Source organism: Taishania pollutisoli, from assembly GCF_014518315.1.
GTDB classification, from domain to species: Bacteria; Bacteroidota; Bacteroidia; order Flavobacteriales_D; family Crocinitomicaceae; genus Taishania; species Taishania pollutisoli.
In genome coordinates, this window is sequence record NZ_JACVEL010000002.1 from 134,555 (window position 1) to 158,967 (window position 24,413).

Consider the following 24,413-nt stretch of genomic DNA (forward strand, 5'->3'; position numbering starts at 1 on the left):
TTGTCAAGGATGAAAATTCTTTTATATATTTGCCGCTGTATTTAAAATATATTCACACATGAAACTACTCTTATCTATTACTGCTTCTTTTTTAATCAGTTTAAGTATTGCCCAACAAGATCCTACTGGTTGTTTCTTTTTTTCTGATTATTCATCTGCTGCCGGTTGGACACAGGTTGGTACGTTGGTCGAAGTAACGGGAGGTACCTTGTCATTTATTAACGGAGCTCCGGGTGGAAGTGTCGGTTCTTCATCTGTAGGAACACAACGACGGGTACACAAAAATATAGGTGTTACAATCGCTGCTGCTGATGCATGGAGAGCTGATTTTGAGTTTACTCCGAATACTGTAGGCCAATATCAGAATAATCCTTACACAGGACATGTTCTGATGGCTCTAACTGCCGGAACACAAGACCCTCTGAATGATTGTACAGATTTACCATGCACCGGATTTCCGAATAGCACACAAAAAGGAATAATGGTTGCTTATGCAGCAAATAATCCTACGGATGGCGACGTTTATTATTATGTGATTGTAAGAGACGGAGTAACAACAACAGAGTATAATTCACCTAAGATTATATACAATGAGTTGGGAGCTACTTTGTACATCAAACTGGTCAAATCTTCTGCAACAGATGTTGAACTAAGTGTTTATAGTGATTCCGAACATACAACTCATGTTCCCGGATCGCCGGTTTCTTACACCATTCCTGCTACAATCGGAGGATTAACCACTGTACAACATGCAAGTATGGTTCGGGGTAGGGTTGAAAGAGAATTAACGGGGTATATTGACAATTTGTGTATTACCAATCAGTTGAATTTATCCATTAAAAATAATGATGTGATACCAGGACTTTCTGTATTACCAAATCCTGTAAACGACGTAGTGTATGTAAACAGTTCTAATGAACCAGTTAAAACAAAAATTTATACACTTTCAGGAGATCTTTTATTTGAGCAAAATAAAGCAGAATATTCCAACAAAATTAACGTTTCAGATTATGCACCCGGAGTATATATGCTAGAGATTACCTCAAAAGATAAAGTTATCATTAAGAAAATAGTGAAGAACTGATCAGTTGATAAAAGCTTTAGGTGTATGAATCGGTTGATTGAAATCTAAACGGATAAACGACCTTCTTTCAGTCAATAATTCTACCTTTGTCCCAATGACGATTGAAGAATTGATTGCAGCATTGAAAATTGAGTCCCGTGCACAGGATGAACGCTATTCCTTGTCCGGTGGAGCCAGTTTGAAACAACTGAGGGCGGATGGATACCTCCTGCAGCCGATCCGGGTGAACCGCCGTAGTTATGGTTTCGCGGATTATCCTGAATTTGAATTTTACCTGCCTTTCCCGGCAGAGACCAGTCAATTCAGAAACGGATGCAGTATTCAGTTGTTTTCAGGAGATGAGCAACCCGTTGCGGGTGTATTATTGTACCTGGAAGGAAACAAAGGAGAAATCCGTCTGTACACATCCGATTTCCCGGATTGGATCGATGATAAGAATATCGGCGTGCAATTGGTTACAGATCAGCGGACCAATGAAATCCAGTTGGAAACATTGAAGCAGATTCAACAATCGAAGAAATATCTTTCGTTGTATCAGCGCTTTCATCAACCGTTTTCCGGAAAAGAATCCCTGGTTCGGAAAACTGAAATTACGTTTCAAAATTCATCATTGAACAATTCTCAGAAACAAGCAATTATGGCTTGTCTGGATACGGATGAGGTGGAAGTGATTCACGGACCTCCGGGTACAGGAAAAACAACAACGTTGGTTGAGTTAATTGATCAACTGAACCGGCAGGGGAGAAGAGTGCTGGTATCCGCTCCGAGCAATACGGCTGTAGATAACATCGGGCAGAGACTGGCTGCACAAAATATCGATTTTCTGCGTGTCGGAAATAACGTGAAAGTACGGGAAGAACTGATTCCGTATACCATTGAGGGAAAGATTGAAGAGAGCAATCTCAAACAGACGATTAAAAAGATGCGCATTCAGTCCGAACAGTTGCGTAAAATGGCACACCAGTACAAACGCAAATTCGGAAAAGACGAACGGGAACAACGCAAATTGTTGTTGAATGAAGTGAAGTCTATTCGCAAAGAAATCAAAGCGTTGCAGCATCATTTTGAGGAATCCTGTTATGAAAAAACGAACGTTATCCTTGGAACACCGATTGGTCTATATGATTGCCAGTTCAAAGAAGAGTCCTATGATGTGTTGCTGATGGATGAAGCGGGACAATGCCTGGAACCATTGACCTGGACAATTATTCCGCTGGCAAAGCGATGTATTCTTGCCGGAGACCCGTTCCAGTTACCACCGACAGTGATTTCCGAAGAGGCCAAACGAAAAGGGTTTAACGTATCTTTACTGGAAACATTCATTGCAAACGGATTTCCGGTCCATTTACTGGATATCCAGTACCGGATGGAAGCAGTGATTGCAGAATTTTCCAATCGTTATTTTTACGAAGGAAAATTGAAATCGGACAAACCTGTTATGGCGGACAGCAATCACTTGTTTTTTTATGATTCGGCCGGTGCAGATTATACCGAGCAGGAAGATGAACATTCCGCATCACTTTACAACCTGGAGGAATTGCGTTTCATTGAGCGTTTGCTGGATGCGGAGGGAATTGATCCGAAGTCAACAGTGTTTATTACGCCGTATAACGGCCAACTACAACAGGCAAAGGACTATTTCAAAGACGTTCCGTTTCAACGTTTTTCAACCATTGACAGTTTCCAGGGGCAGGAAGCCGACGCGATTATTTTGTCGCTTGTGCGTTCCAACCCCAACCAGCAAATCGGTTTTTTGAATGACTACCGCCGGATCAATGTCGCCATGACGCGCGCGCGTAAACAACTCTACATCATCGGTGACTCTTCCACGATCGGTGGTGATGAATTCTATTCTAAGCTGTTGGATTACCTGGAAGAAATCAATGCCTACCACAGTGTGTTTGAAATTTCTGAATAAAAAACAACCACTGATTCAGACATTGTTCTAAAAGCTGAATGGTATTTGTGGTTATGAAACAAAGAACAGTACTTTGCTTAAAGGAGCTGTTATTCTCCTTCCGTTTTTTTTATGGTTGCAGCTCCTGTTGTCGATGCATCATAATTAGATGGTTTTCCACCTATTTTCATTTGACTGGTTCCGGAAGCCCGCAAATGTGCTTTCTCGTTCACAGTGATTGCTAAAGAACTCGCACCATCCGCTTGTGCTTTCACATCGTTTGCACTAAATTTTTCAGCTTTTACAGCACTTGTTCCACTTAGATAGATCTCTGCTTTTTTTGCTGACCCGTTTACACTCAAGCGGGAGGCACCGCTTAAATTCAGCTTTACGGACTCGGTTGTCGTTGCTGAAAGCTCCAGATTTGATGTTCCGGAGAGAGCGATCAACGTCTTCTCAAGTTGCAGTTTATCGTTGAATTTTCCATGTGAAGCCCCTGATAAATTAGCATCTAAATTGTTTAATGTACCGGAAAAACTTGCGTTTGAAGTACCGGAGATCGTTAGGTTGAGCGATTGAACAGTCAGTGATAGATTTGATTTTGTTGCGCCGGTTGCCTGTACATCTAATGTTGTTGCTTTAACCGGCAATTCCATCAAAGAAGTGCCACCAATGCTCAATTTTAATTCTTCAGAAACAATGTCTGTCTGTGCAGTCACTTTGACGATTCCGTTAACAGACAGTTTTTCTAACGATTTGAAGGTTAAATAAAGTGTCAAATCACCATCGTTGGTTGTGTTTATAACAGTGTTTTTACCTTTTTTCTTAACTGTTTTTTCCTGATGGCAGTAGGAAATATGAAGCTCCTTTGTTTTTTCGTCAACAGTAAGTTTAAAATCATCAGCGGTGTAATTTCCTGTGGTTTTATATGAATAACTGTCTCCCTGAATTAAGACGAGCTTAAACACACCACCTGTAGAAATTTTATTAAATGCAGGAAGTGTATTCTCTGCGCCGGAAATGGAAATGGTTTGCTTTTTCTCCGGGAGTTCACGCTGCAATTCAATAGTCTTTTCAATAGGCGCAGGAGTTTCAATAGGAAGTTCAGGCATCATTGATACTTCTTCCGTAAGTTCCGAAAGAACAAACCCATTTTTGTCGACTTGTTCAGACGACGTGTCTGATGATAATCCGATGGATGCTGCGGTTTCTGTTTCCGGAGCGTCAAGCGTTTCATTCACAGAAAATACTGTTGGTGTCTCAGAGACTGTGATTTTTTCTTCCGGAATGGAAGTTTTGGGTTGGGATAAAATCAATGCTGTTGCGCCGATTCCTATAACAGATGCAATGCTTGTGTACATAATAACGGATTTAGTAAAACTTATTTTTAATGATGAGAGGAGATGTGCAAGTACACTCATAAATAGCGTCATTCCCATCCATTTATGGACATCGCTGGCTGAAGTTTCAACAGGTTCTGTTCGTGCCAGATCAAAAAGGTGCTGTAAGTGTTGATCCTGATTCATAATTCAACTGTTTGTATGGGGTTACTTTTCTCCGAAAGCAATTCGAGTAATTCTTTGCGACCTCTGGAAAGCCGTTGCTTCACTGCATCCTCGCTGGATGATTGAATGCCTGCGATTTCCTTGATGGAAAATCCGGAGATTTCAAAGAGTATCAATGCTTCCCGTTGCATGTCCGGTAATTTTTCCAATGCTTTGTACAATTCCTGGATTTCCAGATTGTGCTCTGCCGTGTTTTTCCCACTTGAAGCATAATCGAGATTGGCCGGCCATTTTTCTTCCCGGATTTTTTGATTGGCGTTGGATAAAACACGGATGCTGATCCCAAAAAGAAAGCGTAAAAATACCTCATGCGACTGAAGGGTTTCAAACTTTTCAAATGCAATCGCGATCGTCTCCTGCATCATGTCTTTGAAATCCATTTGTCCATATGCACGTGCCTTGCAAAAGCGCTCAAATTGCGCGTGTACGGGCATGTACAGTGATGTAAATTCTTTATTCTTTTTGTTACTCATAAGGGTGTCTCATAAAGTAAATGTGATGAGAACAAAAAAGGTGACAAAAAAAGAAAACAAATTTTAGGCACACTGCCAGGGAAACCACCAAAGAGAAATATTTTTAGTTGAACCATTCTATTTAAAAACTTCAATGTCCACAACCTCAGCCTCAGTCATTTTTGTCTCCGTGAAACAAGGGAAGACAGTTGGTCGTATTGTGTTTCTGAATGCTGCTTCTTTTCTTCGCTGTTGCTGTACCTTGTAATTTGCTTTTTCCTTAAACAACCACTGCAATTCTTCTTTCAAGCTCATTGGTTGATTAATCCGGCTATTATTTAAGGCGTTGATCCGTTGGTCAAATTCCTGCTGACTAACCTCTTCGAGTGCAATTGTTCCTAAATTAACAGCACTTAGCTTGTCAATCTGGTGATAAAAATAACCGTTTTCGCTCATTCCGATGATGGCAGCCGAATAATTCATGTCTCCATTGAGGTTGTATTTCAAGATCCCGTTATTCACATCCAGTCGCTGGTAGCTGTTCATTTCTTTGGAGAATAAATACAGGAAGAGTTTATCGTATTTCTTGTAATCGTCAATTTGAGCGGAAACAGGTTTGTAGGTAATTTGTGCTGTTTTTCCGGTTTTCGGATCTGTAATAACGGTTGATTGGCGTGCAATCGTTGCCTCCATTACATACTTGTCAATGTTTACGATTGCTGTTCCGTTTCCTTTTCCGTTTCTATTTACACTTGTTGAACCATTGATCCTGAAACCAACCGTGATTCCCAATTGTCGGTATACGTTTTTTAAATTGAAACCAAATTCCTCTGACAAATTTTCATTTTCTCTCATACCTTTTCTGATAAACGCCTTTTCACGTTCCTTCTGCATGTGGTGGTCCCATTTTTGCTCTTTTCTCAATGCTTCTTCCACTCGTTTTTTACCCAGATTTTGAAGTCGTTTTACAGTAGTATTGTAGAATGCATCCAGATTCTTTTGGTGTGCATCGTTGATTTTTATTTTTCCGACACGTTGTGTAGCAAATTCCTGAAATTGTGTATATCCCATTCCAACAACTTGTTCATCCAGCTTCCAAAGCGGCTCACTCAGATTCTTAACATACACATCGAGCACTTGCTGATCACATGTTTCATGGATGAATTTCATCCGGTCCTCAAAATCCTGAGTAGCAAGGTTCGTCTTGTTAAATTTCGAATTCCAGATGGCAAGTACTTTAGAAGGGGGGATAAACCGTTGCTGACAATCTACGTAATCAAAAATGGCATCAATTTGTGCATTGGTCAAAGAAGGAAATTTATTCATGCTTACTGGCTTCAATTTCGCTACAAACATAGCGTATGGATCTCCATAGGCAGCTTTCTCCCAATTGCGTACCCATTCGTAGATAGTTCCTGCTTTTGCACCTCCTTCTTCCCATTTGTAACGCACATCTTTTAGTTTAGGCGCAGTTCCGTCCGTATGGGGAGAGTGACAAGTTGCACAGTTGGACTTGAATAATTGTTCCCCTGTTAATTGATTATTGGGTGCATTGATTGTTATTGAAAAAGTACGCTCAACTGGAGGAAACGCTTTTTGGATATCAAATGGCTGAAAGCTGTATGTTCCGGAAACAGTCGTTTTATTAGTATTTAAAATTCTAATTCTTTGTTTGAAAATAGCTTTTTTTTCGATACCGATTAGATATTCAGCTGTTTCATTGGATAAGTTTTCTAAATCGTTATTCTCAATTGGTTCACCTACTACTTTATAATATGAGGTAGGAATTATTCTGAAAGTGGATGGAAGAAGTACTCCCTCTATTGTTTGACGAATAGGACCAATGTACCATCCATTGTCAATAGTAACAGTTGCAATAATATCAGCCTCATTGTTTTTGAGGTATTCTATATGAAATGCCCACCTTACTTTATCATAAATCCTGTTTTCCGTTTTCTGTTGATTTGCAGTTGCTGTTATTGTGTCAGATGGATTTTCTATATTGGATACTATTTCTCCTTCAAAACTCAAATACAAGCTATCTCTTTTCTTCTTATCTGTATGCCATTTCAATTCATTTAATTTCGGTTCATATCGAGAAGGATATAAATCCATGTCGTTCATGTTTTTTTGTTTAGGCAGTCGTTCCAATTCTACCGGATCTTGCCAGTCGACATCACCATTAGGTTGCGGAACACCTTTAAAGAGCTTCATTCCTTCTTTTACGTTGTCCACTGGTACTTGAATATACACTCCTTCATCGCTCAGATCTAATTTTTTTCCATCAGGTGTAAATGCCGTCAGGCTGAACATACCTTGTGTTTCCAATAAGCGGTCTCCCGATTTTGTGCTTAATCCTGCTTTAGCAAAATCGGACGGTGTTTGCGCTTCTTGCCACTGTATGATTGCTTCACCTGAATAGCGATTGCCATTCAGTAAAAATGAATGTTCTGTCAGACTCAGCAGTACTCCTGTTTCAGAAAGAAAGACATCAGATGTTCCCGTAAACTCGAAATATTGAGCAGGAATATTGGCAAAAACAAGGTGCTGTTCAATTTGTTGAACAAATGAATGTTCAAGCTGTTCCGGCTGATTTTCCGGTGAAGTGTCATTTTTTACAGCCAGCAGATAAACGATTGCTGTGATGAGTATGATACCAGTAAGTGCAATGGCGCTGACTACCAGTTGTTTTTTTAAGCGGTACCACTTACCCGACTTTTTTACAAGTGTTCGCAACGAATGACGCTGCAAGAGTTCAACGGTCAATTTATGCAACTCCAATTCCGCTTGCAGATCGGTGTTTTTTGCCAGTTCATTTTCAAAAGCTACTTTTCCTTCTGCTGAAAACTCGTTATTCAAATAACGCTCAATCAATTGATTCCAATTGTTCTCCATGTTGTTAGAATTGAATTGGTTCAACAGTTAGTTGCGCTTCTTGCACCAAACTTTTGGCTTTTTGAATGCACCGGTATTTTTGAGCCTTCGCTACTTTATCGCTTCTGAAATCCATTTTTCTGGCAATTTCTATCATGGACCATCCCAGGCCGTAAAACAAATGAAGAAGCTGCTTGCATTGGTTTCCTATTTTTGTCAATGCTGTTTCCAGTTGCTTGTAGTGTAATTCACGCTCCATCCATTTGTCGGGCGTGTCTTCCAGGTCAATCGAAGAAACGGATATGTTCTGCTGTTGTTCCTTTCTGGCAAGGTTGAACCACAGTAATTTACATGTCTGTTTGATAAAATGAATCGGTTCCAACTGAAATTCGAAGTCTGCATCACTTTTCTTCCGAATGTAGATGATCAATGATTCTTGAAAAATGTCTTCTGCAGTTACACGATCACATCCGAATGTACGCAATAAGCGTTTAATTTCCGGAAAATGTTTGTAAAGAGTGGTGAGCTCCTTCTTTACGTCTTGTGGATTATACGTTTTAATTTCCATGTCTGAATTTTATTGGTAGTGTTCAGATATCGGAAAGGTAAACAAAAAAAGAAAAATAAATTTTGAAATGATTAGATATACCGCTTCGCAAATTCCCACAATACCACGCCTGCACAAACGGAAACGTTTAAACTATGTTTGGTTCCGAATTGAGGGATTTCTACCACACTATCGGATTGATTCACGACTTCCTGGTTGACACCGTTGACCTCATTTCCGAATACGAGCGCAAATTTGTCTGCTTTTAGTTGATCAACGTTTTGCAACAGGGTTGTTTGTTCTGTCTGTTCAATGGATACAACATGTATCTGATTTGCCTGAAGTTCACGCACCAGTTCTACAATGGATTCCCGGTATTCCCATTCAATGGAATCCGTAGCACCGAGTGCTGTTTTTTGAATTTCACGATGGGGTGGAGTAGCGGTGATTCCACACAAATAAATTTTTTCAACATTAAACGCGTCTGCAGTACGGAAGAAAGAACCGATATTGCTCAAGCTCCGGATGTCATCCAATACCACAATCAACGGGAATTTTTGTTGTTGCCGGAATGCTTCTTCAGATACCCGATCCAGTTCCCACAACTTTAATTTTTTATTCATCGTGCTACAAAAGTAGAGAATTTTAAGTGAAATGCAGACAACTCAATGCTTTCATCCATTTTTGGGATAGATTTTCTCGCCAAGGCGCAAAGACGCAATCGGAATTACCCGATACCTTTGCGGCTTAGCGTCTTTTCGAGCTATATTTTCTGTGTCTATCGCAATGAAACGTAATAAAAGACAGGAATTGAAACACAACTGCTTGTTCACGTTTTTATTTTCTCGCCAAGGCGCAAAGACGCAATCGGAATTACCCGATACCTTTGCGGCTTAGCGTCTTTTCGAGTTATATTTTCTGTGTCTATCGCAATGAAACGTAATAAAAGACAGGAATTGAAACACAACTGCTTGTTCACGTTTTTATTTTCTCGCCAAGGCGCAAAGACGCAATCGGAATTACCCGATACCTTTGCGGCTTAGCGTCTTTTCGAGCTATATTTTCTGTGTCTATCGCAATGAAACGTAATAAAAGACAGGAATTGAAACACAACTGCTTGTTCACGTTTTTATTTTTCTCGCCAAGGCGCAAAGACGCAATCGGAATTACCCCAGACCTTCGCGCCTTCGCGAGCTCTTTCTACGTAAAACATTCAAGAAATTGGAGGTGCGATCGAACAATAAAAGTGTGAAAAATTTTCAATGCGTTTCACTTGTTCTCGCCAAGGCGCAATGAATCACCCCATACCTTTTCTATTTAGCGGCTTTGCGAGCTATTTTTATGTAAATCATTATGTATTTTCTCCGGAGTCATGTTGATGATAATCAGTTAATCCGAAAAATAGTATTAATTTGCAGGCAGCAGTTGAAAAGTAGTTAAAAATGAAAACGGACTCCGAAATAAAAGAGTATTACAATGAGCTGGCAACATCCTATGATCAGGATCGGTTTGATAATACCTACGGTCGTTTCATCGATCGAAATGAACGCATGATCATTGAGCAACTTCTTCTTAAGGAAAAAGGTTCAGTCATTCTTGATCTGGCCTGTGGAAGTGGGAGGTTCCTTAATTATGCAACCATCGGTATTGATGTCAGTGAAGAAATGATTAAAGTGTCTCAGAAGAAATTCAGAGAAAAAAAATTGTATGTTGCCGATGGAGAACACCTTCCTTTGGAAGATAATTCTGTGGATGTTATTTTTTCTTTTCACCTGTTCATGCATTTGAATGATGAAAAAATAGCACGTATTCTGACGGAATGTAATCGTGTTTTAAAAGACAATGGCAAAGTCATTTTTGATATCCCGTCGAAAAAGAGACGTCAATTGCTCAATAAAAAGAGAAACGGTTGGCATGGCTCGTATAGTATGGCATTAAAAGACCTGAAAGAAAATAAAGAGTTCAAAATTACCCGTTCATTTGGATTGTTATTGTTGCCGATTCATCGTCTGCCACCATTCATTCGGCCAGTATTCACGAAGGTAGATCATTGGTTTGCGAACTCATTTTTCAAAGAATACAGTTCTTATTTAATTATTGAAATGAAGAAAAAATGAAACGATTAAAACTTCACGTCAAATTATTGAGAAGAAAGTTGCAGGATGCGTTCGGTGGGGAGAAATTTTCCCGAAAACAAAGAGTAGAAATTCCCTTCGCTTTTGAAATTTGCATTTCACAGGAAATAAAAAGCTCTGAAACATTCGAAAATAAGCTTTATAATCTTCAGGCTGCATCAAAAAAAATCAATGAATATGTTCTTTTTCCGGGAGAATTATTTTCTTTTTGGAGGGTTGTAGAAAATCCATATTCTTTCAAGGAAAGCAGGTCAATTAATAAGGGGAAAATTATTCAGGAAGTGGGAGGAGGCATTTGCCAGGTATCGGGAATTGTGTATTATGTAAGTATTCTTGCGGGGTTGAAAGTTGTTGAACGCTACAATCATTCCGCTGATCTTTATACCGAAGAGACGCGATTTACTCCATTGGGAACCGATGCAACAGTAGTTTATGGTAATAAGGATTTAAGAATCAAAAACACATTTGACTTCCCCATTAAATTTCAGATAGATATCATTGAAAATCGAATTGTGGCCAAATTGCTGAGTATGCAAAAAATTGAAGAAAACCAATTGCAATTTGAGTTTCTACCTTCTAATGAATCGGAAACAATTGTGGAAGTGAAATATACTACTGGTCAATTGGTGAATCAATCTGTTTATAAGAAAATGAATGTTTAATTTTATCTCCTCCATCTTCGCAATAAAAATTCCTGCGTCTCCGCGGTTAAAAAACATCATTACCTCCTGCAATCGTTGATTAATTTGCTATTTTGTTGAAAACAACTCAATATAGAACCTTTCCTAACCCGCATAGATTCTCTATTTTTACCCTGCAAATCAAAAAAATCAGAACAAGTTGGCAAAGAGTGAGACACCTTTAATGAAACAGTACAACCAGATCAAAGCAAAACATCCGGGAGCTTTGTTACTGTTCCGTGTGGGAGACTTTTATGAAACATTCGGAGAGGACGCAATCAAAGCCTCAAAGATTTTGGGAATTGTACTGACAAAAAGAGGAAACGGAAGCGAGTCCGAGACTGCACTGGCTGGGTTTCCGCACCATTCACTCGAAACCTATTTGCCGAAACTGGTGCGTGCCGGGCAACGCGTAGCAATCTGCGATCAATTGGAAGATCCGAAAATGGCAAAGGGAATTGTTAAACGTGGCGTGACCGAATTAGTTACGCCGGGAGTGTCATTCAACGATCAGGTATTAGAGCAGAAGAAAAACAATTTCCTGTGTGCCATTCATTTTACAAAGGGACAACATGGAATTGCCTTCATTGATGTTTCTACGGGGGAGTTTTTGGTTGCTCAGGGAAACAATGAATACATTGATAAACTAATCCAGGGATTTGAACCGAAAGAAATCATTTTTCAAAAGAATAAATCCAAAGAATACGACGCTGTTTTTGGTACAAAATACTATCACTTCCGATTGGATGACTGGGTATTTACACCCGATTTTGCGCGGGAGAACTTAACAAAACATTTCAGTACAAAATCCTTGAAAGGATTTGGGGTGGAAGGTCTGGATGCAGGGATTGTAGCTGCAGGAGCAATTTTGCACTACCTTTCGGAAACCCAAAACGATAAACTGGGACACATCACGGCATTGTCTCGCATTGAAGAAGACAAATACGTTTGGTTGGACCAGTTTACGCTTCGCAATCTTGAATTGATATTCTCTCCGCACCAAAATGCGACAACACTGAGCGATATTCTCGATCAGACATACACGGCAATGGGAGGACGTATGATGAAGCGTTGGATCGTATTACCTTTAAAACATACACAGCATATTCAGGCCCGCCTGGATGCAGTTGCCTTTCTGAAAGCAAAAGAACAAATCACAAACGAGTTGGCCGATCACCTCAAAGACATTGGCGACCTCGAACGATTGATCTCAAAAGTGGCTGTAGGGAAAGTAAATCCGAAAGAAGTGATGCAACTCAAGCGAACCATCTGCCGGATAGATCCGATTAAGGCTTTGCTGAACAATTCAGAATCACCACTGATTGAGCAGATTGCCGGTCAGTTGAACCCGTGTCACAAATTGATTGAGTTGGTGGAAACAACCTTGTCGGAAGATCCTGCCGTTCAGATCGGGAAAGGGCGTGTCATTGCTGACGGTGTGAATGACGAATTGGATGACTTGAGAAAAATCCTGCATTCCGGGAAAGAATACTTGGAAGAACTCCAGGACAGGGAGAGCGATAAAACAGGGATCCCGAGCTTGAAAATTTCATTCAACAACGTGTTCGGTTATTACCTGGAAGTACGGAATACACACAAAGATAAAGTTCCTGCCGAATGGATTCGTAAACAGACGCTCACCAATGCGGAGCGCTACATTACGGAAGAACTGAAAGAATACGAAACGAAAATCCTGGGAGCGGAAGAAAAAATACACACGCTTGAAACGCAATTGTACCAACAGCTTATTGTATCGTTGGAAGCATTCATTCAACCCATTCAACAAAATGCCATGTTGATTGCCCAGCTCGATTGTCTGACTGCTTTTTCAGAAGTTGCCAGAGAACATAACTATGTGCAGCCGGTTGTCAACGAGACATTTACCATTGAAATTAAAGAAGGACGTCATCCGGTGATTGAACAAAAACTACCGGTTGGTGAGAGCTACATTGCCAATGATGTATTCCTGGACAACAAAGAGCAGCAGATCATTATGATCACGGGACCAAACATGAGTGGTAAGAGCGCGATTCTCCGTCAGACGGCATTGATCTGCCTGATGGCACAGATGGGAAGTTTTGTTCCTGCAGCTGCAGCAAATCTGGGGGTAGTCGATAAAGTGTTTACCCGTGTCGGAGCTTCGGACAATATTTCCAGCGGTGAATCGACGTTTATGGTGGAGATGAATGAAACAGCCAGTATTTTAAATAACCTGTCGGAAAGAAGCTTGGTGCTGCTGGATGAAATCGGCCGGGGAACAAGTACCTACGACGGAATTTCCATTGCCTGGGCGATTGCCGAATACCTCCACGAACATCCGAAATACAAAGCAAAAACATTGTTTGCAACGCACTACCACGAGTTGAATGAAATGACACATCAGTTCCAACGGATTAAAAACTACAATGTCGCAGTAAAAGAGGTGGGAAATAGAATCCTGTTCCTGCGTAAATTAGTAGCGGGCGGAAGCGAACATTCCTTTGGTATACACGTAGCAAAACTGGCAGGAATGCCGCCTGTTGTACTCAGTAGAGCAGAAGAAATCCTGGCGTCACTGGAAAAATCGCACGATTTGGAGAATTCGTCCGCGAAGAAAGCCAATAAGGTAACCAAATCAGCGAAAAAACTGGAAACAGTACTTGAAGACAATATGCAGTTGAGTTTCTTTCAGTTGAATGATCCGGTACTGGAACAAATCCACGATCAGCTGATTTCCATTGATATCAACACACTGACTCCGGTAGAAGCACTCATGAAATTGCACGAAATTAAGAAACTGACAGGTGGATAATATGCAGAAAAAATGAACAATCGGCTACTATTTTTCGTGTTGATAGCTTGTACGGGAGTATTGACATCATGTGCGAGTTATATCAGGGTATTTGAAGCCAAAAGCGTCCCCAATGAGAATGCCATGCAGTCCCGGGTAATCACAGTGCCTTCGGACACCATTACGATGCAGTTTTTCGGGGATTATTGTTTTGAAACCATCAAAAAAGAATTCATTTTGATCTCCGACCGGGACGTGCGGAAAATTCTCTCGCAGACACCAGAATTAGCAGAAGGAAAACAAGTGTTGTTTACGTACACCGATTTACAAGATTACAACAACGTCTTTGGTTTTTACTACAACCTCGAAGATCTGGATACCGTCAGAAAACACTATGCGGTCAAACCTTACAAAGAGCATTTCAACGGAATAATCTACGTTTATGCGCATGCTGATTATACGGTTGCAGATGTGTTTAAACAAGTGAACGGAGGGATCATCCGCTTTTTGATCATTAGTAAGCAGGCCGGAGAATCTCAGCGGCAGGCATTTTTAGAGCATGAAGTCAATGAACTCTACTTTGTTCGTAATTAAGAGCAGATGTTCGGAAATTAATTACCTTTAGCCAAATCAAAATGGGAATGGCATTCGCTTATTTTTCAACTGCTCAACTTGTTCCGTTTATCATTGGTGGCGTTTGCCTGATTTGCTCCATCGGATTGTTTTTGGGAAGCAGCAGAAAATTATCCCTTATTTTCCTTTTTTCAGGAGCGATTTCACTGGGGTTTTTTATTTCCAACCTGGACCCGTTCCTGAATTTATGGGATGAACAATTTCATGCACTGGTAGCCAGGAATATGGTTGAAACACCGTTGATGCCAAGACTCTATCCCGTTCCGATTTTGGAGTATACGCATACCGACTGGACACAAAATTATATCTGGTTGCACAAACAACCGCTCTTCTTGTGGCAAATAGCGCTGAGTATAAAGTTATTTGGTGCTTCCGAACTGGCAGTAAGGTTACCGGGGATTCTGATGTTTGCATTGGCGGCATTATTTGTTTACAGAATCGGAAAAATTGCTTACAGTGACAGGGTCGGTTTCTTCGGTGCTGTATTTTTTATATCGGTCAATTACCTGTTGGAACTACTTACCGGGAAGCACTCAACAGATCACAATGACGTCGCTTTTTTATTTTACGTGACAGCAAGCTTTTGGGCGTGGTTTGAATATCAGGCAAAAAAGTCCGTTTATTGGATTGTCCTGATCGGAATCTTTTCAGGATGTGCCATACTTGTCAAATGGTTGGTTGGTCTATTGATTTATGCTGTATGGTTTTTAACAATTGGTGCAAATAACCGGAAAGATTTTTTCCGGATAAAAAACTACTACCCGATGCTCATCGCTTTCGGTGTTACAATGCTGATTACTCTTCCCTGGCAATTATTCATTCTGAATGCTTATCCGGTGGAGGCAACCTATGAATTTAAACTGAATTCAACACATTTTTTTCATGCGGTGGAAGGACATGGTGGCGACTTCTGGTATCATTTCAGAGTACTGAAAAAAATCTACGGATCCGGAGACCTGATTCCTTTTCTGTTACTTGCCGGACTGATTATTTTCCTGATCGGTACGAGACATAGAAAATACCGGATCGCAATCGGAGCAGCAGTTGTAATTGTCTACGGATTTTTTTCGATCGCAGCTACGAAGATGGATTCCTTTTGCATTATTGTGTTACCGTTTGTAATGTTGGGGATGGCAGCGTTCGTAGATAAAATCTTCTTATGGATTGCCGGAAAAAACCGTTTTCACTGGTTAAATAACCTGTTTCAGTTCATCATAATTGGGGGATTAAGTTACTCGTTTATCAACCTGTCGAAAGTGGCCGGATATCACGTAGACAAAGGAAATGCCGTGAATGAATTGCGGAGTCAAAATCTGAAATTGATGCAGTTTATTGATCAGTTACCACGTGAAGTGAAAGAACAGCCATACGTTGTATTTATTCCGAATCATCGCTTAAAAAGCAGTGTTCCGGTGATGTTTTATACCCATGTAATTGCGTACGATTTCATCCCGACTCAGGAGCAGTTGGAAAAAGTGTGGAAACAGTCTTATGCTGTTGCAATTGAAGACAACGGAAACTTGCCGGATTACATTCGCGAGGATGCACGTATTCTGAAATTGTGATTTCCTTCAGAATTGTTGGGCGTGAAAAGCAAATTGCTTAATTAACAATTGTTAATATCATCTTTTAATATCTTTTTAACGTTCTTTTCGGATTTCCCTCCACCCAAGTACTTCATTTGCGTATATTTGTCGTATGGAAAATCAACCGGAGAAAAAGCGGAAACCAGCAGCAAGAATTGCTTCAAGCACACCTGGCATCAATGAATTGGGGAGGGTACCACCTCAGGCAGTTGATCTGGAGCAAGCTGTTCTGGGAGCGATGATGTTGGAGAAAAATGCGGTGACGGATACGATTGATATTCTTAAAATCAGCAGTTTTTACGATCCGAAACACCAGTATATCTACGGTGCGATTCGTGAATTGTTCGGAAGTTCTTCCCCGATTGACTTATTGACGGTGATCAATTACCTGAAGAAAAAAGGAGAGTTGGAAGCAGCAGGAGGTGCAGCGTATGTATCTTCCCTGACGAGCAGAGTGGCTTCAACAGCACACGTGGAATACCATGCGCGGGTTATTTCTGAAAAATACATCAAACGGGAGTTGATCCGCATGAGTTCAGAAGTGATCAAGGATGCATTTGATGAAACACAGGACGTTTTTGACGTGTTGGGAAAAGCGGAAGGTGAATTGTTCCAGATTGCAGAGAACAACATGGGGAAATCGGTGGATACCATGCAGAATGTTGTTCGTCAGGCAATTGAAGAAATCGAAATTGCTTCTCAGAATAAAAGTGGAATTTCAGGAGTCCCTACCGGATTCATCGATTTGGATAAGTTGACCTCGGGATGGCAGCGTTCGGATATGATCGTTATCGCGGCACGTCCTGCAATGGGGAAAACAGCATTTGTCCTTTCCATGGCACGAAACACCGCAGTTGATCACAACATGGGAGTGGCCGTATTCTCACTGGAGATGTCCTCCGTACAGTTGGTCAAACGTTTGATTGCGAGTGAGGCGCGTTTGAGTGCGGAAAAATTGAGAAAAGGAGACCTGGCGGAACACGAATTCCAACAGCTGCATACACGGATTTCCAAACTGGCAAGTGCACCCTTGTACATTGATGATACCCCCGGAATTTCCGTATTCGACCTGCGTGCGAAATGCCGCCGCTTGAAAATGCAACACAACATCGATATGGTGATCATTGATTACTTGCAGTTGATGACCGTGGGTGGATCAAAAGGAACCGGAAACCGGGAGCAGGAAATCTCAACCATTTCCCGATCCATTAAAGAAATTGCCAAAGAATTAAATGTTCCGATTATCGCACTTTCCCAGTTGAGCCGTTCGGTTGAACAAAGGGGGGGGGACAAACGACCTGTATTGTCCGACTTGCGTGAATCCGGAGCGATTGAGCAGGATGCCGATATTGTTTCGTTCATTTACCGCCCGGAATACTACGGGTTTGACACCGACGAAAACGGAGAATCCAATAAAGGAGTAGGAGAGATCATTGTTGCAAAACACCGGAATGGTGGATTGGATACGGTTCGTCTGCGCTTTATCGGGGAATTTGCCCGTTTTGAAAACTTGAACAGCTACGGAGATTTTGCAGATATGGGAGGAGGAAACAGAACTGGAGGGTTGAACCCGATGCAGTCCATGGAAGGAAACAGCATTACCATTCCATCTAAAATGAATTCATTCGACGATGATGGCGCGGATTTTGACCGATCGTACAATGACGATGTTCCATTCTAACCGGATAACAGAATAATTCCGTCTTTTTTTCGTAATAACTGAAAGAAGTAAGTAGAAAGAGAAATATGAAAAAATTACTGTACCTGTTTGTAGTGATTGTCAGCTTTCAGTTGAATGCTTCACAGATTCTTGTTCCCATGGACGATTCACAATCCAACCACCTCAAAGCATATGGTGTTTCCTACTGGGCATTGGAGCACGATGTGGTGATTGAATGGTTGCTGAATTACCGTGGAGGGTCGTTTTTATACCCGCACCTGCAGGGATTGGAAGAAGAGCTGTTGCTGAAAGGAGTCAAATACGAGATTATTACTGACGGACAAGCCAATTCAATCCGGAGCCAGATTGCTCACCCGGAACAGAACATGGAAATTGTACAGCTGGAAAAAGCACCGAAAATCGCAGTGTACACCCCTGACGGTAAACAACCGTGGGATGATGCTGTTACATTAGTACTTGAATACGCGGAAATTCCCTACGATAAAATTTATGATTCAGCCATTGTAAACGGAAAATTACCGGAATACGATTGGTTGCATTTGCACCACGAAGATTTTACGGGACAGTATGGGAAGTTCTATGCTTCCTACCGTTCGTATCCGTGGTATAAACAACAAGTAGCAGATGCCGAGGCGCTCGCTGCTTCTTTGGGATTTAACAAAGTTTCCAAATTGAAGCTGGCAGTGGCTCAAAGCATTAAAAACTTTGTCATCGGAGGAGGATTCCTGTTTACAATGTGTAGCGGAACGGATAGTTTTGATATTGCATTGGCAGCACAAAATACAGATATCTGTGAAGTCATGTACGATGGCGATCCGGCACGTCCGAACTGCCAGAAAGAATTGGATTTTTCCCAAACCTTTGCCTTTGAAGATTTCCAGTTGGAACGGGATCCTCTGAAATATGAATATTCATCCATTGACGGAACAGACTTGAGAAGACGGCAGGGAATCCGTGAAACGACCGATAAATTTACCTTGTTTGACTTTTCTGCGAAATGGGATGTGGTGCCGACGATGCTGACACAATGTCACACGAACATTATCAATGGTTTCATGGGGCAAACAACTGATTTTATGAAAGAATACATCAAACCAAATGTCTTGGTGATGGGAGAAAATCAGGCATTGGGAACGGCTCGTTACATTCACGGAGAAATGGGGCAGGGAACGTGGACTTTCTATGGTGGACACGATCCGGAGGATTATGAACACAGGGTGGGAGATCCGCATACAGACCTTAATTTACATCCTAATTCCCCTGGTTACCGGTTGATTTTGAATAACATACTTTTTCCTGCGGCTAAAAAGAAAAAACAGAAAACCTAAGACGCGATTTGAATGCCTCCGACAGTTTTCGTTTTTTTTAACACATATTTAAATTTAACTTTTCGGATGAATTGTTAAATTTGTTGCCGTATGAAGAGATGTTTTTCAATAGTATTACTTTCGATTTTTACATTATGTATAGTCTCAATTAGTTATGGACTGTACAAAAAAGGTAATCAGACATCGGTTGTAATGGTAGAGGAGGATGAGACGCATACACAGCTACTGGAAGTAAAGGAATACCTGAAAACAGAAGATCCGCAACCTTTTGCTATTTACAAAATCATTGAATTTAAAACAGACCAATTAACAGACATCCCCGTAAAAAACTACGAGGACGTCTACCTGCGTTGTGTTGAAACCCCTCCTGATTTTATGTGTTAATATCCCCTTTGTTTTGCATTTCCTGAAATGCATTTGTATTGTTAACGCATAATAAAAAATCAATGAAAAATATTTTTTCCAACTGGAGAAGTGATGCTCCTGCCAGTTTGGTTGTCTTTTTGGTTGCCCTTCCTTTGTGTTTAGGAGTAGCCTTAGCATCTACAGGTGAAAATCCTGTCTTGTTCTCCGGTATTATTGCCGGGGTAGTAGGAGGTGTTGTGGTCGGTTTTTTCAGTGGTTCCCGTCTGGGAGTCTCCGGGCCGGCAGCCGGACTGATTACAATTGTACTGGGTGCAATTGCCACACTCGGCAGTTTTGAAGCATTTCTTGTTGCAGTTGTCATTGCCGGTATTTTACAGATTATTGCCGGTTTCTTTGGTGCAGGAGTGATCGGAAACTATTTTCCGTCCTCCGTGATCAAAGGAATGTTGGCAGCAATCGGTTTAACCCTGATCTTGAAAGAAATTCCACACCTGGTGGGATATGATAAAGATTTTATGGGGGATGAGGCCTTTCTGCAGACCGATGGAGAAAATACCTTTTCAGAGATTTTTAAAGCATTCGATTACGTCAGTACAGGAGCAATCATCATTGCCATTCTTTCGTTAGCCGTTCTGATCCTCTTCGATCGTCCGTTTATGAAGCGAATTGCACTGTTCAAGTTCGTTCCGGGAGCATTGATCGTCGTAGTGATGGGTGTTGTACTTAACCAGCTTTTCATTTCTTCCTTTCCGAACCTGGCAATGGGAGGAGAACACCTGGTGAGCTTGCCCGTTGCAGAGTCGTTCAATGACATCAAAGGATTCTTCATGTTTCCTGATTTTTCCGCATTGACCAATCCGAATGTGTATGCTGTTGCGTTTACAATTGCATTGGTAGCCAGTCTCGAATCACTGTTGAGTGTAGAGGCAACGGATAAACTGGATCCGGAAAAAAATGCAACCCCGACCAATAAAGAATTGAAGGCACAGGGAATCGGTAACGTGGTTTCCGGCATGCTGGGAGGATTGCCCGTGACACAGGTAATTGTAAGAAGCTCTGCAAATATTAATGCAGGAGGTCAATCAAAATTATCAACGATTTTACACGGAATTTTATTATTCTTGTGTGTAATGTTGATACCGAATGTGCTCAATATGATTCCTTATGCATCCCTGGCAGCGATCTTGATGATGGTGGGATACAAGTTGTCAAGCGTATCGCTTTACAAGAAAATGTACGCGTTGGGATGGGATCAGTTTCTTCCCTTCATTATGACAATTGTAGGTGTGTTGCTCACAGATTTACTGAAAGGAATTGCAATTGGTTTGGCATTTGCGGTCTTTTTTATTCTGCGCAAAAACTACCGGAATAACTACCGCATTGAGGAAGGAAGTGAAAATGGAAAGCCACTGGTTCGGATTCAGTTGTCTGAAGAAGTTACGTTCCTTAACAAAGGAAGTATTTTGGAATCCTTGTACAAGGTTCCTGCCGATTCACACCTGATTATTGACGGTTCGAGCAGCAAGACAATTGATTATGACGTGCTGGAAGTCATTCAGGAATTCAGGACGCATACAGCGATGGAAAGAAATATTAAAGTAACAACGTTCAGAATCCCGAAAGTAGATGTAATGGGACACTAACGTGAATAAACGTAAGTCAAAAATTAAAAAATTAAATAGAAGCAAATACCATGGAAAAGTTTTATAACCAATTATTAGAAAACAATAAGAACTGGGCAAAGAAACAATTAGAGAAAGATCCTGAATTTTTTAACGACCTGGCGAAGGGACAGACACCACCGGTCTTGTGGATCGGATGTGCGGATTCCCGTGTACCTGCAAATGAAATCATCGGTGCAAAACCGGGAGAGGTATTTGTACACCGCAATATTGCCAACATGGTTGTTCACTCAGATATGAACATGTTGAGTGTGCTGGATTATGCGGTAAATGTGCTAAAAGTGAAGCACGTTATTGTCTGCGGGCATTACGGATGCGGAGGAGTTGCTACGGCAATGAGCAACAAACACGTGGGGTTAATTGACAACTGGATTCGTCACATCAAAGATTCATACCGTTTTCACAAGGCGGAATTGGATGCTATTCAGGACAACAGAGTGCGTTTTGACCGTTTTGTTGAATTGAATGTACAGGAGCAGGTCTTAGATCTGGCGAAAACATCCATTATCCAGAACGCGTGGGAAAGAGGACAGGAAGTTCATTTGCACGGATGGGTATATTCCATTGAAGACGGAATTATCCGTGATCAGAACTGTACGATCAAAAGCAACGACGGATTGGAAGAAGTATACCAATTGGACTTATAATCCGCTAAAATAGCATATCTTTGAAGCGAGGGTGAAAGCCCTCGTTTTTTGTTTTCTTAACCGGATAATTGACATGAATCTCGTTTTCGCGACACAGAATCGAAACAAAGCATTGGAAATTCAGGCATTAATGCCCCAGGGAATTACCATACAAACGTTATCGGATATTGGTTGTACCACAGATATTCCTGAAGATGCGGATACCTTGCACGGGAATGCCGAATTAAAAGCGAAATTTGTTGCAGATAATTACAACGTGGCTTGTTTTGCGGATGATACAGGACTGGAGATCGAAGCACTGGACATGCGTCCCGGAGTTTATTCGGCGCGGTATGCAGGAGCTCAAAGAAGCGATGAAGCCAACATTCAAAAAGTCCTGACCGAACTGGAAGGGAACAAGAATCGAAAGGCACAATTCAGAACAGCGATCTGTCTGATGATCCATGGAGAAACATATCATTTCGAAGGGAAAGTAGAAGGAGCAATCCGTACTGAAAAAGCAGGAGCAGAGGGGTTCGGTTACGACCCGGTGTTTGAGCCGGAAGGATGCGGAATTACTTTTGCGGAGATGTCACGTGAGGAAAAAAACAAGCGAAGTCACCGCGCGCGCGCATTTGAGAAGATGATCGCATTTTTGAGAGAAAGAAAGTAATCAGGATCCTATTTATTCCAGTTTTTTCTCCAGTATTTTTCCAGCTCGGGAAGTTGTTTCTTGTATTCTTCCAAATCCCAGGTCATGCCGAACATGGAAACGTAGTCGTTTAATGGCATGAGTCCCACTTCAGCCCGGCGCTTATCTACATCATCAGGGTTGGCCAATGGCAAAACAAAGTATGTTCCGGTTTCGTTATTGATGCCAATTTGACTTCCATAGACTTGTTTTTCGCCCAATCCCAGCGCTACGCGATCTTCGAGTAAAGCCAAACTACCAGGGTCGGCATTTTTATTCTTCACCGCTTCACGCATCATTGGTAGATACTGCTGCTGGGTGTTCAAATCCGAATGTTGAATCACCAAAAATAGCGTAGAGCTGCCCTGTCCACTAATTAGTTGAGGTCCCAGCCATCCCCGTTCATCGAGTATTTTCTTTACCACAATGAGATTCAGCGAATCTTTTTCATTAATAATGTCCCAATGCGCTTTTACTTCGGGAGAATTACGGCCGTATTTTTCTTCCAGTGCGGGGAGTTCGTGTCTGTATTTTTGATCTTCATTGTAGATGGAATCTAAGAGTGCTACCAACGGTTTGTCATAATCTTTTTCAATTTCATCTTTGTTTGCCTTTACATGTTGAATCAGTTGCTTCCATCGCTTGTGTTTGTGTAACGCATTCAAATCGGGATCTTGAATAATGTGATCATAATCGGAATAGTTGACAGAACCTGTCGCCAAATTTTCTAAATGGAAGAATGCCATTTTTTTGTTGCCTGCTAAGGTATAAGCACAGGCGGCATTGTAACGGTCATTTGGATAGGCTTTTCCGTCAAGTGCGTCAAAAGCAGTCTGAAAGTTCTTTGCAGATTCTTTGTATTGCTTCACGTGATACAAACTGTCTCCGATAGTGATATAGCGGGCATATTTTTCTAAATCATCCTTTTGCCCCCGGGACGGCTCGATTAGTGTTAAAGTAAGGATAAATAATACAATAGCTTTCATTCGATTCATTTTTAGTTACAAAAGATACTAATTTATTTCCTGGTTAACTGTTTTGTTGAATTAAGTTCTGGTAATCAACAAATGATTCCTTTTTTGAAAGAGCGCAATGAAATCAATACTTGACTTCCTCGTCGAAACAAGACGTTTGCATGTATTGAAAACCCTGGTATTGTTTATTAATAATGGCAGTGTACCAGGTATAGTTTTCTTTGTTGTCCAGCACCTGAAACAGCTGATTGAGGTCAACCCAGAATAATTCTCTTCCTCCATATACTTTATCAGTTCCTGCATAAAAGCTAATGGCAATCGGCTGAAAGATGTATTGATTGGTCTTTGTATTGTAGATTCTAATTTCTTTTAATCGTATTTCATTAAAATCCTCTATACTATAAGCTTCTCTTCGGGCATGTGGATAGGTGAAGGTTTCCGTGCCATCCGGATTTACAGTAATGACTGGATCGCCATATTCATCAAGAAAAGGTGTGTCAGACTGAAACAGGTATTCAAAATAAGGATCTTTTTCTTCTTCCGTTGTGTCTAATAATCGGAACCGTATTTCATGAAGGTAGTAGACTTCTCTCCATGGAATTGTTCCACGTGACTTATTATCTTGTTTGTAAATAGGAAGTTTTTCTTGTTGCGTTAATTGTTTTATGACCTGAAAAATGTTTGTGGATTCTGATGAAAACAATAATTTGTTGGCAGTTGTTGGCTTCAAGGCAATCCACCGTGATTGGATACAAGTTGTATCGGTCAATTGACTAAAACCAAGAAGCGGAACAATGGAAATCAGGAATATTGGTAATGCATATTTCATAACCGTTTGGAAT

General features: G+C 41.0%; 20 protein-coding genes. 13 read left to right on the top strand and 7 right to left on the bottom strand.

Features of this window, described 5'->3' with window-relative positions:
- The first annotated feature begins 58 nt into the window (after nt 1–58).
- Both H9Y05_RS03670 and H9Y05_RS03675 read left to right on the top strand, forming a co-directional pair.
- Nucleotides 59–1,084 carry a T9SS type A sorting domain-containing protein gene (locus H9Y05_RS03670; protein ID WP_163491782.1) on the top strand — a complete coding sequence of 342 codons (1,026 nt, stop codon included), beginning with the start codon at nt 59–61 and terminating at the stop codon, nt 1,082–1,084.
- 94 nt (nt 1,085–1,178) lie between these two features.
- On the top strand, nt 1,179–3,002 hold the full coding sequence (locus tag H9Y05_RS03675; RefSeq protein WP_216713543.1) for an AAA domain-containing protein: 1,824 nt from the start codon (nt 1,179–1,181) through the stop codon (nt 3,000–3,002).
- Nucleotides 3,003–3,091: 89 nt separating this feature from the next.
- Here H9Y05_RS03675 and H9Y05_RS03680 read toward each other — a convergent pair whose 3' ends face one another.
- From H9Y05_RS03680 to H9Y05_RS03700, 5 genes are all read right to left on the bottom strand, one after another.
- The gene (locus tag H9Y05_RS03680) at nt 3,092–4,507 is read right to left on the bottom strand and encodes a GIN domain-containing protein (RefSeq protein ID WP_216713544.1); all 1,416 of its coding nucleotides are present in this window, start codon (nt 4,505–4,507) and stop codon (nt 3,092–3,094) included.
- Complete coding sequence (locus H9Y05_RS03685) at nt 4,504–5,019, bottom strand: RNA polymerase sigma factor (RefSeq protein ID WP_216713545.1); 516 nt, start codon at nt 5,017–5,019, stop codon at nt 4,504–4,506. The genes H9Y05_RS03680 and H9Y05_RS03685 overlap by 4 nt, the downstream gene beginning before the upstream one ends.
- Nucleotides 5,020–5,136: 117 nt before the next feature.
- Nucleotides 5,137–7,893 carry a c-type cytochrome gene (locus tag H9Y05_RS03690; protein WP_216713546.1) on the bottom strand — a complete coding sequence of 919 codons (2,757 nt, stop codon included), beginning with the start codon at nt 7,891–7,893 and terminating at the stop codon, nt 5,137–5,139.
- 4 nt (nt 7,894–7,897) lie between these two features.
- Nucleotides 7,898–8,440, bottom strand: coding sequence for an RNA polymerase sigma factor (locus H9Y05_RS03695; RefSeq protein ID WP_216713547.1), 543 nt, complete (start codon nt 8,438–8,440; stop codon nt 7,898–7,900).
- Between the two features lie 71 nt (nt 8,441–8,511).
- On the bottom strand, nt 8,512–9,042 hold the full coding sequence (locus H9Y05_RS03700) for an RNA methyltransferase (RefSeq protein ID WP_163491778.1): 531 nt from the start codon (nt 9,040–9,042) through the stop codon (nt 8,512–8,514).
- An 819-nt stretch (nt 9,043–9,861) separates the two neighbouring features.
- On the opposite strand from H9Y05_RS03700, the gene H9Y05_RS03705 reads away from it, so the two are divergent.
- The 11 genes from H9Y05_RS03705 (at nt 9,862) to H9Y05_RS03755 (ending at nt 22,579) form a co-directional block, all read left to right on the top strand.
- Nucleotides 9,862–10,536 (top strand): class I SAM-dependent methyltransferase, encoded by a 675-nt coding sequence (locus H9Y05_RS03705; protein ID WP_216713548.1) that lies wholly within the window; start codon nt 9,862–9,864, stop codon nt 10,534–10,536.
- A complete protein-coding gene (locus H9Y05_RS03710; RefSeq protein WP_216713549.1) occupies nt 10,533–11,216 on the top strand; it encodes a VanW family protein in 684 nt (227 codons plus the stop codon). The genes H9Y05_RS03705 and H9Y05_RS03710 overlap by 4 nt, the downstream gene beginning before the upstream one ends.
- Before the next feature lie 202 nt (nt 11,217–11,418).
- A complete protein-coding gene (mutS, locus tag H9Y05_RS03715; protein ID WP_216713703.1) occupies nt 11,419–14,025 on the top strand; it encodes a DNA mismatch repair protein MutS in 2,607 nt (868 codons plus the stop codon).
- Between the two features lie 12 nt (nt 14,026–14,037).
- On the top strand, nt 14,038–14,598 hold the full coding sequence (locus H9Y05_RS03720) for a hypothetical protein (protein ID WP_216713550.1): 561 nt from the start codon (nt 14,038–14,040) through the stop codon (nt 14,596–14,598).
- Between the two features lie 47 nt (nt 14,599–14,645).
- A complete protein-coding gene (locus tag H9Y05_RS03725; RefSeq protein WP_216713551.1) occupies nt 14,646–16,202 on the top strand; it encodes an ArnT family glycosyltransferase in 1,557 nt (518 codons plus the stop codon).
- A gap of 133 nt (nt 16,203–16,335) precedes the next feature.
- Nucleotides 16,336–17,904 (top strand): replicative DNA helicase, encoded by a 1,569-nt coding sequence (gene dnaB, locus H9Y05_RS03730; protein ID WP_163491773.1) that lies wholly within the window; start codon nt 16,336–16,338, stop codon nt 17,902–17,904.
- A gap of 65 nt (nt 17,905–17,969) precedes the next feature.
- Nucleotides 17,970–19,232 (top strand): asparagine synthetase B, encoded by a 1,263-nt coding sequence (locus tag H9Y05_RS03735; protein WP_163491772.1) that lies wholly within the window; start codon nt 17,970–17,972, stop codon nt 19,230–19,232.
- Between the two features lie 192 nt (nt 19,233–19,424).
- Nucleotides 19,425–19,616: a hypothetical protein gene (locus tag H9Y05_RS03740; protein ID WP_163491771.1), complete on the top strand. Its 192-nt coding sequence runs from the start codon at nt 19,425–19,427 to the stop codon at nt 19,614–19,616.
- A 62-nt stretch (nt 19,617–19,678) separates the two neighbouring features.
- Nucleotides 19,679–21,241 carry a SulP family inorganic anion transporter gene (locus tag H9Y05_RS03745; protein ID WP_163491770.1) on the top strand — a complete coding sequence of 521 codons (1,563 nt, stop codon included), beginning with the start codon at nt 19,679–19,681 and terminating at the stop codon, nt 21,239–21,241.
- 50 nt (nt 21,242–21,291) lie between these two features.
- The gene (gene can / locus H9Y05_RS03750; RefSeq protein ID WP_163491769.1) at nt 21,292–21,927 is read left to right on the top strand and encodes a carbonate dehydratase; all 636 of its coding nucleotides are present in this window, start codon (nt 21,292–21,294) and stop codon (nt 21,925–21,927) included.
- 73 nt (nt 21,928–22,000) lie between these two features.
- Nucleotides 22,001–22,579 (top strand): non-canonical purine NTP diphosphatase, encoded by a 579-nt coding sequence (locus H9Y05_RS03755; protein WP_205729579.1) that lies wholly within the window; start codon nt 22,001–22,003, stop codon nt 22,577–22,579.
- Between the two features lie 8 nt (nt 22,580–22,587).
- Here the strand turns inward: H9Y05_RS03755 and H9Y05_RS03760 are convergent, their stop codons facing one another.
- Together H9Y05_RS03760 and H9Y05_RS03765 are read right to left on the bottom strand one after the other, a co-directional pair.
- Complete coding sequence (locus H9Y05_RS03760) at nt 22,588–23,583, bottom strand: DUF6624 domain-containing protein (RefSeq protein ID WP_216713552.1); 996 nt, start codon at nt 23,581–23,583, stop codon at nt 22,588–22,590.
- Between the two features lie 112 nt (nt 23,584–23,695).
- Nucleotides 23,696–24,400 (bottom strand): hypothetical protein, encoded by a 705-nt coding sequence (locus H9Y05_RS03765; protein ID WP_216713553.1) that lies wholly within the window; start codon nt 24,398–24,400, stop codon nt 23,696–23,698.
- Nucleotides 24,401–24,413 lie beyond the last annotated feature (13 nt).

Coding starts and splice junctions, on each gene's coding strand:
- H9Y05_RS03695 (WP_216713547.1), bottom strand. CDS start 8,440: ATGGAAATTAAAACGTATAATCCACAAGACGTAAAGAAGGAGCTCACC.
- dnaB (WP_163491773.1), top strand. CDS start 16,336: ATGGAAAATCAACCGGAGAAAAAGCGGAAACCAGCAGCAAGAATTGCT.
- H9Y05_RS03760 (WP_216713552.1), bottom strand. CDS start 23,583: ATGAAAGCTATTGTATTATTTATCCTTACTTTAACACTAATCGAGCCG.
- H9Y05_RS03670 (WP_163491782.1), top strand. CDS start 59: ATGAAACTACTCTTATCTATTACTGCTTCTTTTTTAATCAGTTTAAGT.
- H9Y05_RS03765 (WP_216713553.1), bottom strand. CDS start 24,400: ATGAAATATGCATTACCAATATTCCTGATTTCCATTGTTCCGCTTCTT.
- H9Y05_RS03725 (WP_216713551.1), top strand. CDS start 14,646: ATGGCATTCGCTTATTTTTCAACTGCTCAACTTGTTCCGTTTATCATT.
- H9Y05_RS03675 (WP_216713543.1), top strand. CDS start 1,179: ATGACGATTGAAGAATTGATTGCAGCATTGAAAATTGAGTCCCGTGCA.
- H9Y05_RS03690 (WP_216713546.1), bottom strand. CDS start 7,893: ATGGAGAACAATTGGAATCAATTGATTGAGCGTTATTTGAATAACGAG.
- mutS (WP_216713703.1), top strand. CDS start 11,419: ATGAAACAGTACAACCAGATCAAAGCAAAACATCCGGGAGCTTTGTTA.
- H9Y05_RS03705 (WP_216713548.1), top strand. CDS start 9,862: ATGAAAACGGACTCCGAAATAAAAGAGTATTACAATGAGCTGGCAACA.
- H9Y05_RS03680 (WP_216713544.1), bottom strand. CDS start 4,507: ATGAATCAGGATCAACACTTACAGCACCTTTTTGATCTGGCACGAACA.
- H9Y05_RS03735 (WP_163491772.1), top strand. CDS start 17,970: ATGAAAAAATTACTGTACCTGTTTGTAGTGATTGTCAGCTTTCAGTTG.
- H9Y05_RS03745 (WP_163491770.1), top strand. CDS start 19,679: ATGAAAAATATTTTTTCCAACTGGAGAAGTGATGCTCCTGCCAGTTTG.
- H9Y05_RS03755 (WP_205729579.1), top strand. CDS start 22,001: ATGAATCTCGTTTTCGCGACACAGAATCGAAACAAAGCATTGGAAATT.
- H9Y05_RS03740 (WP_163491771.1), top strand. CDS start 19,425: ATGGTAGAGGAGGATGAGACGCATACACAGCTACTGGAAGTAAAGGAA.
- H9Y05_RS03685 (WP_216713545.1), bottom strand. CDS start 5,019: ATGAGTAACAAAAAGAATAAAGAATTTACATCACTGTACATGCCCGTA.
- can (WP_163491769.1), top strand. CDS start 21,292: ATGGAAAAGTTTTATAACCAATTATTAGAAAACAATAAGAACTGGGCA.
- H9Y05_RS03700 (WP_163491778.1), bottom strand. CDS start 9,042: ATGAATAAAAAATTAAAGTTGTGGGAACTGGATCGGGTATCTGAAGAA.
- H9Y05_RS03710 (WP_216713549.1), top strand. CDS start 10,533: ATGAAACGATTAAAACTTCACGTCAAATTATTGAGAAGAAAGTTGCAG.
- H9Y05_RS03720 (WP_216713550.1), top strand. CDS start 14,038: ATGAACAATCGGCTACTATTTTTCGTGTTGATAGCTTGTACGGGAGTA.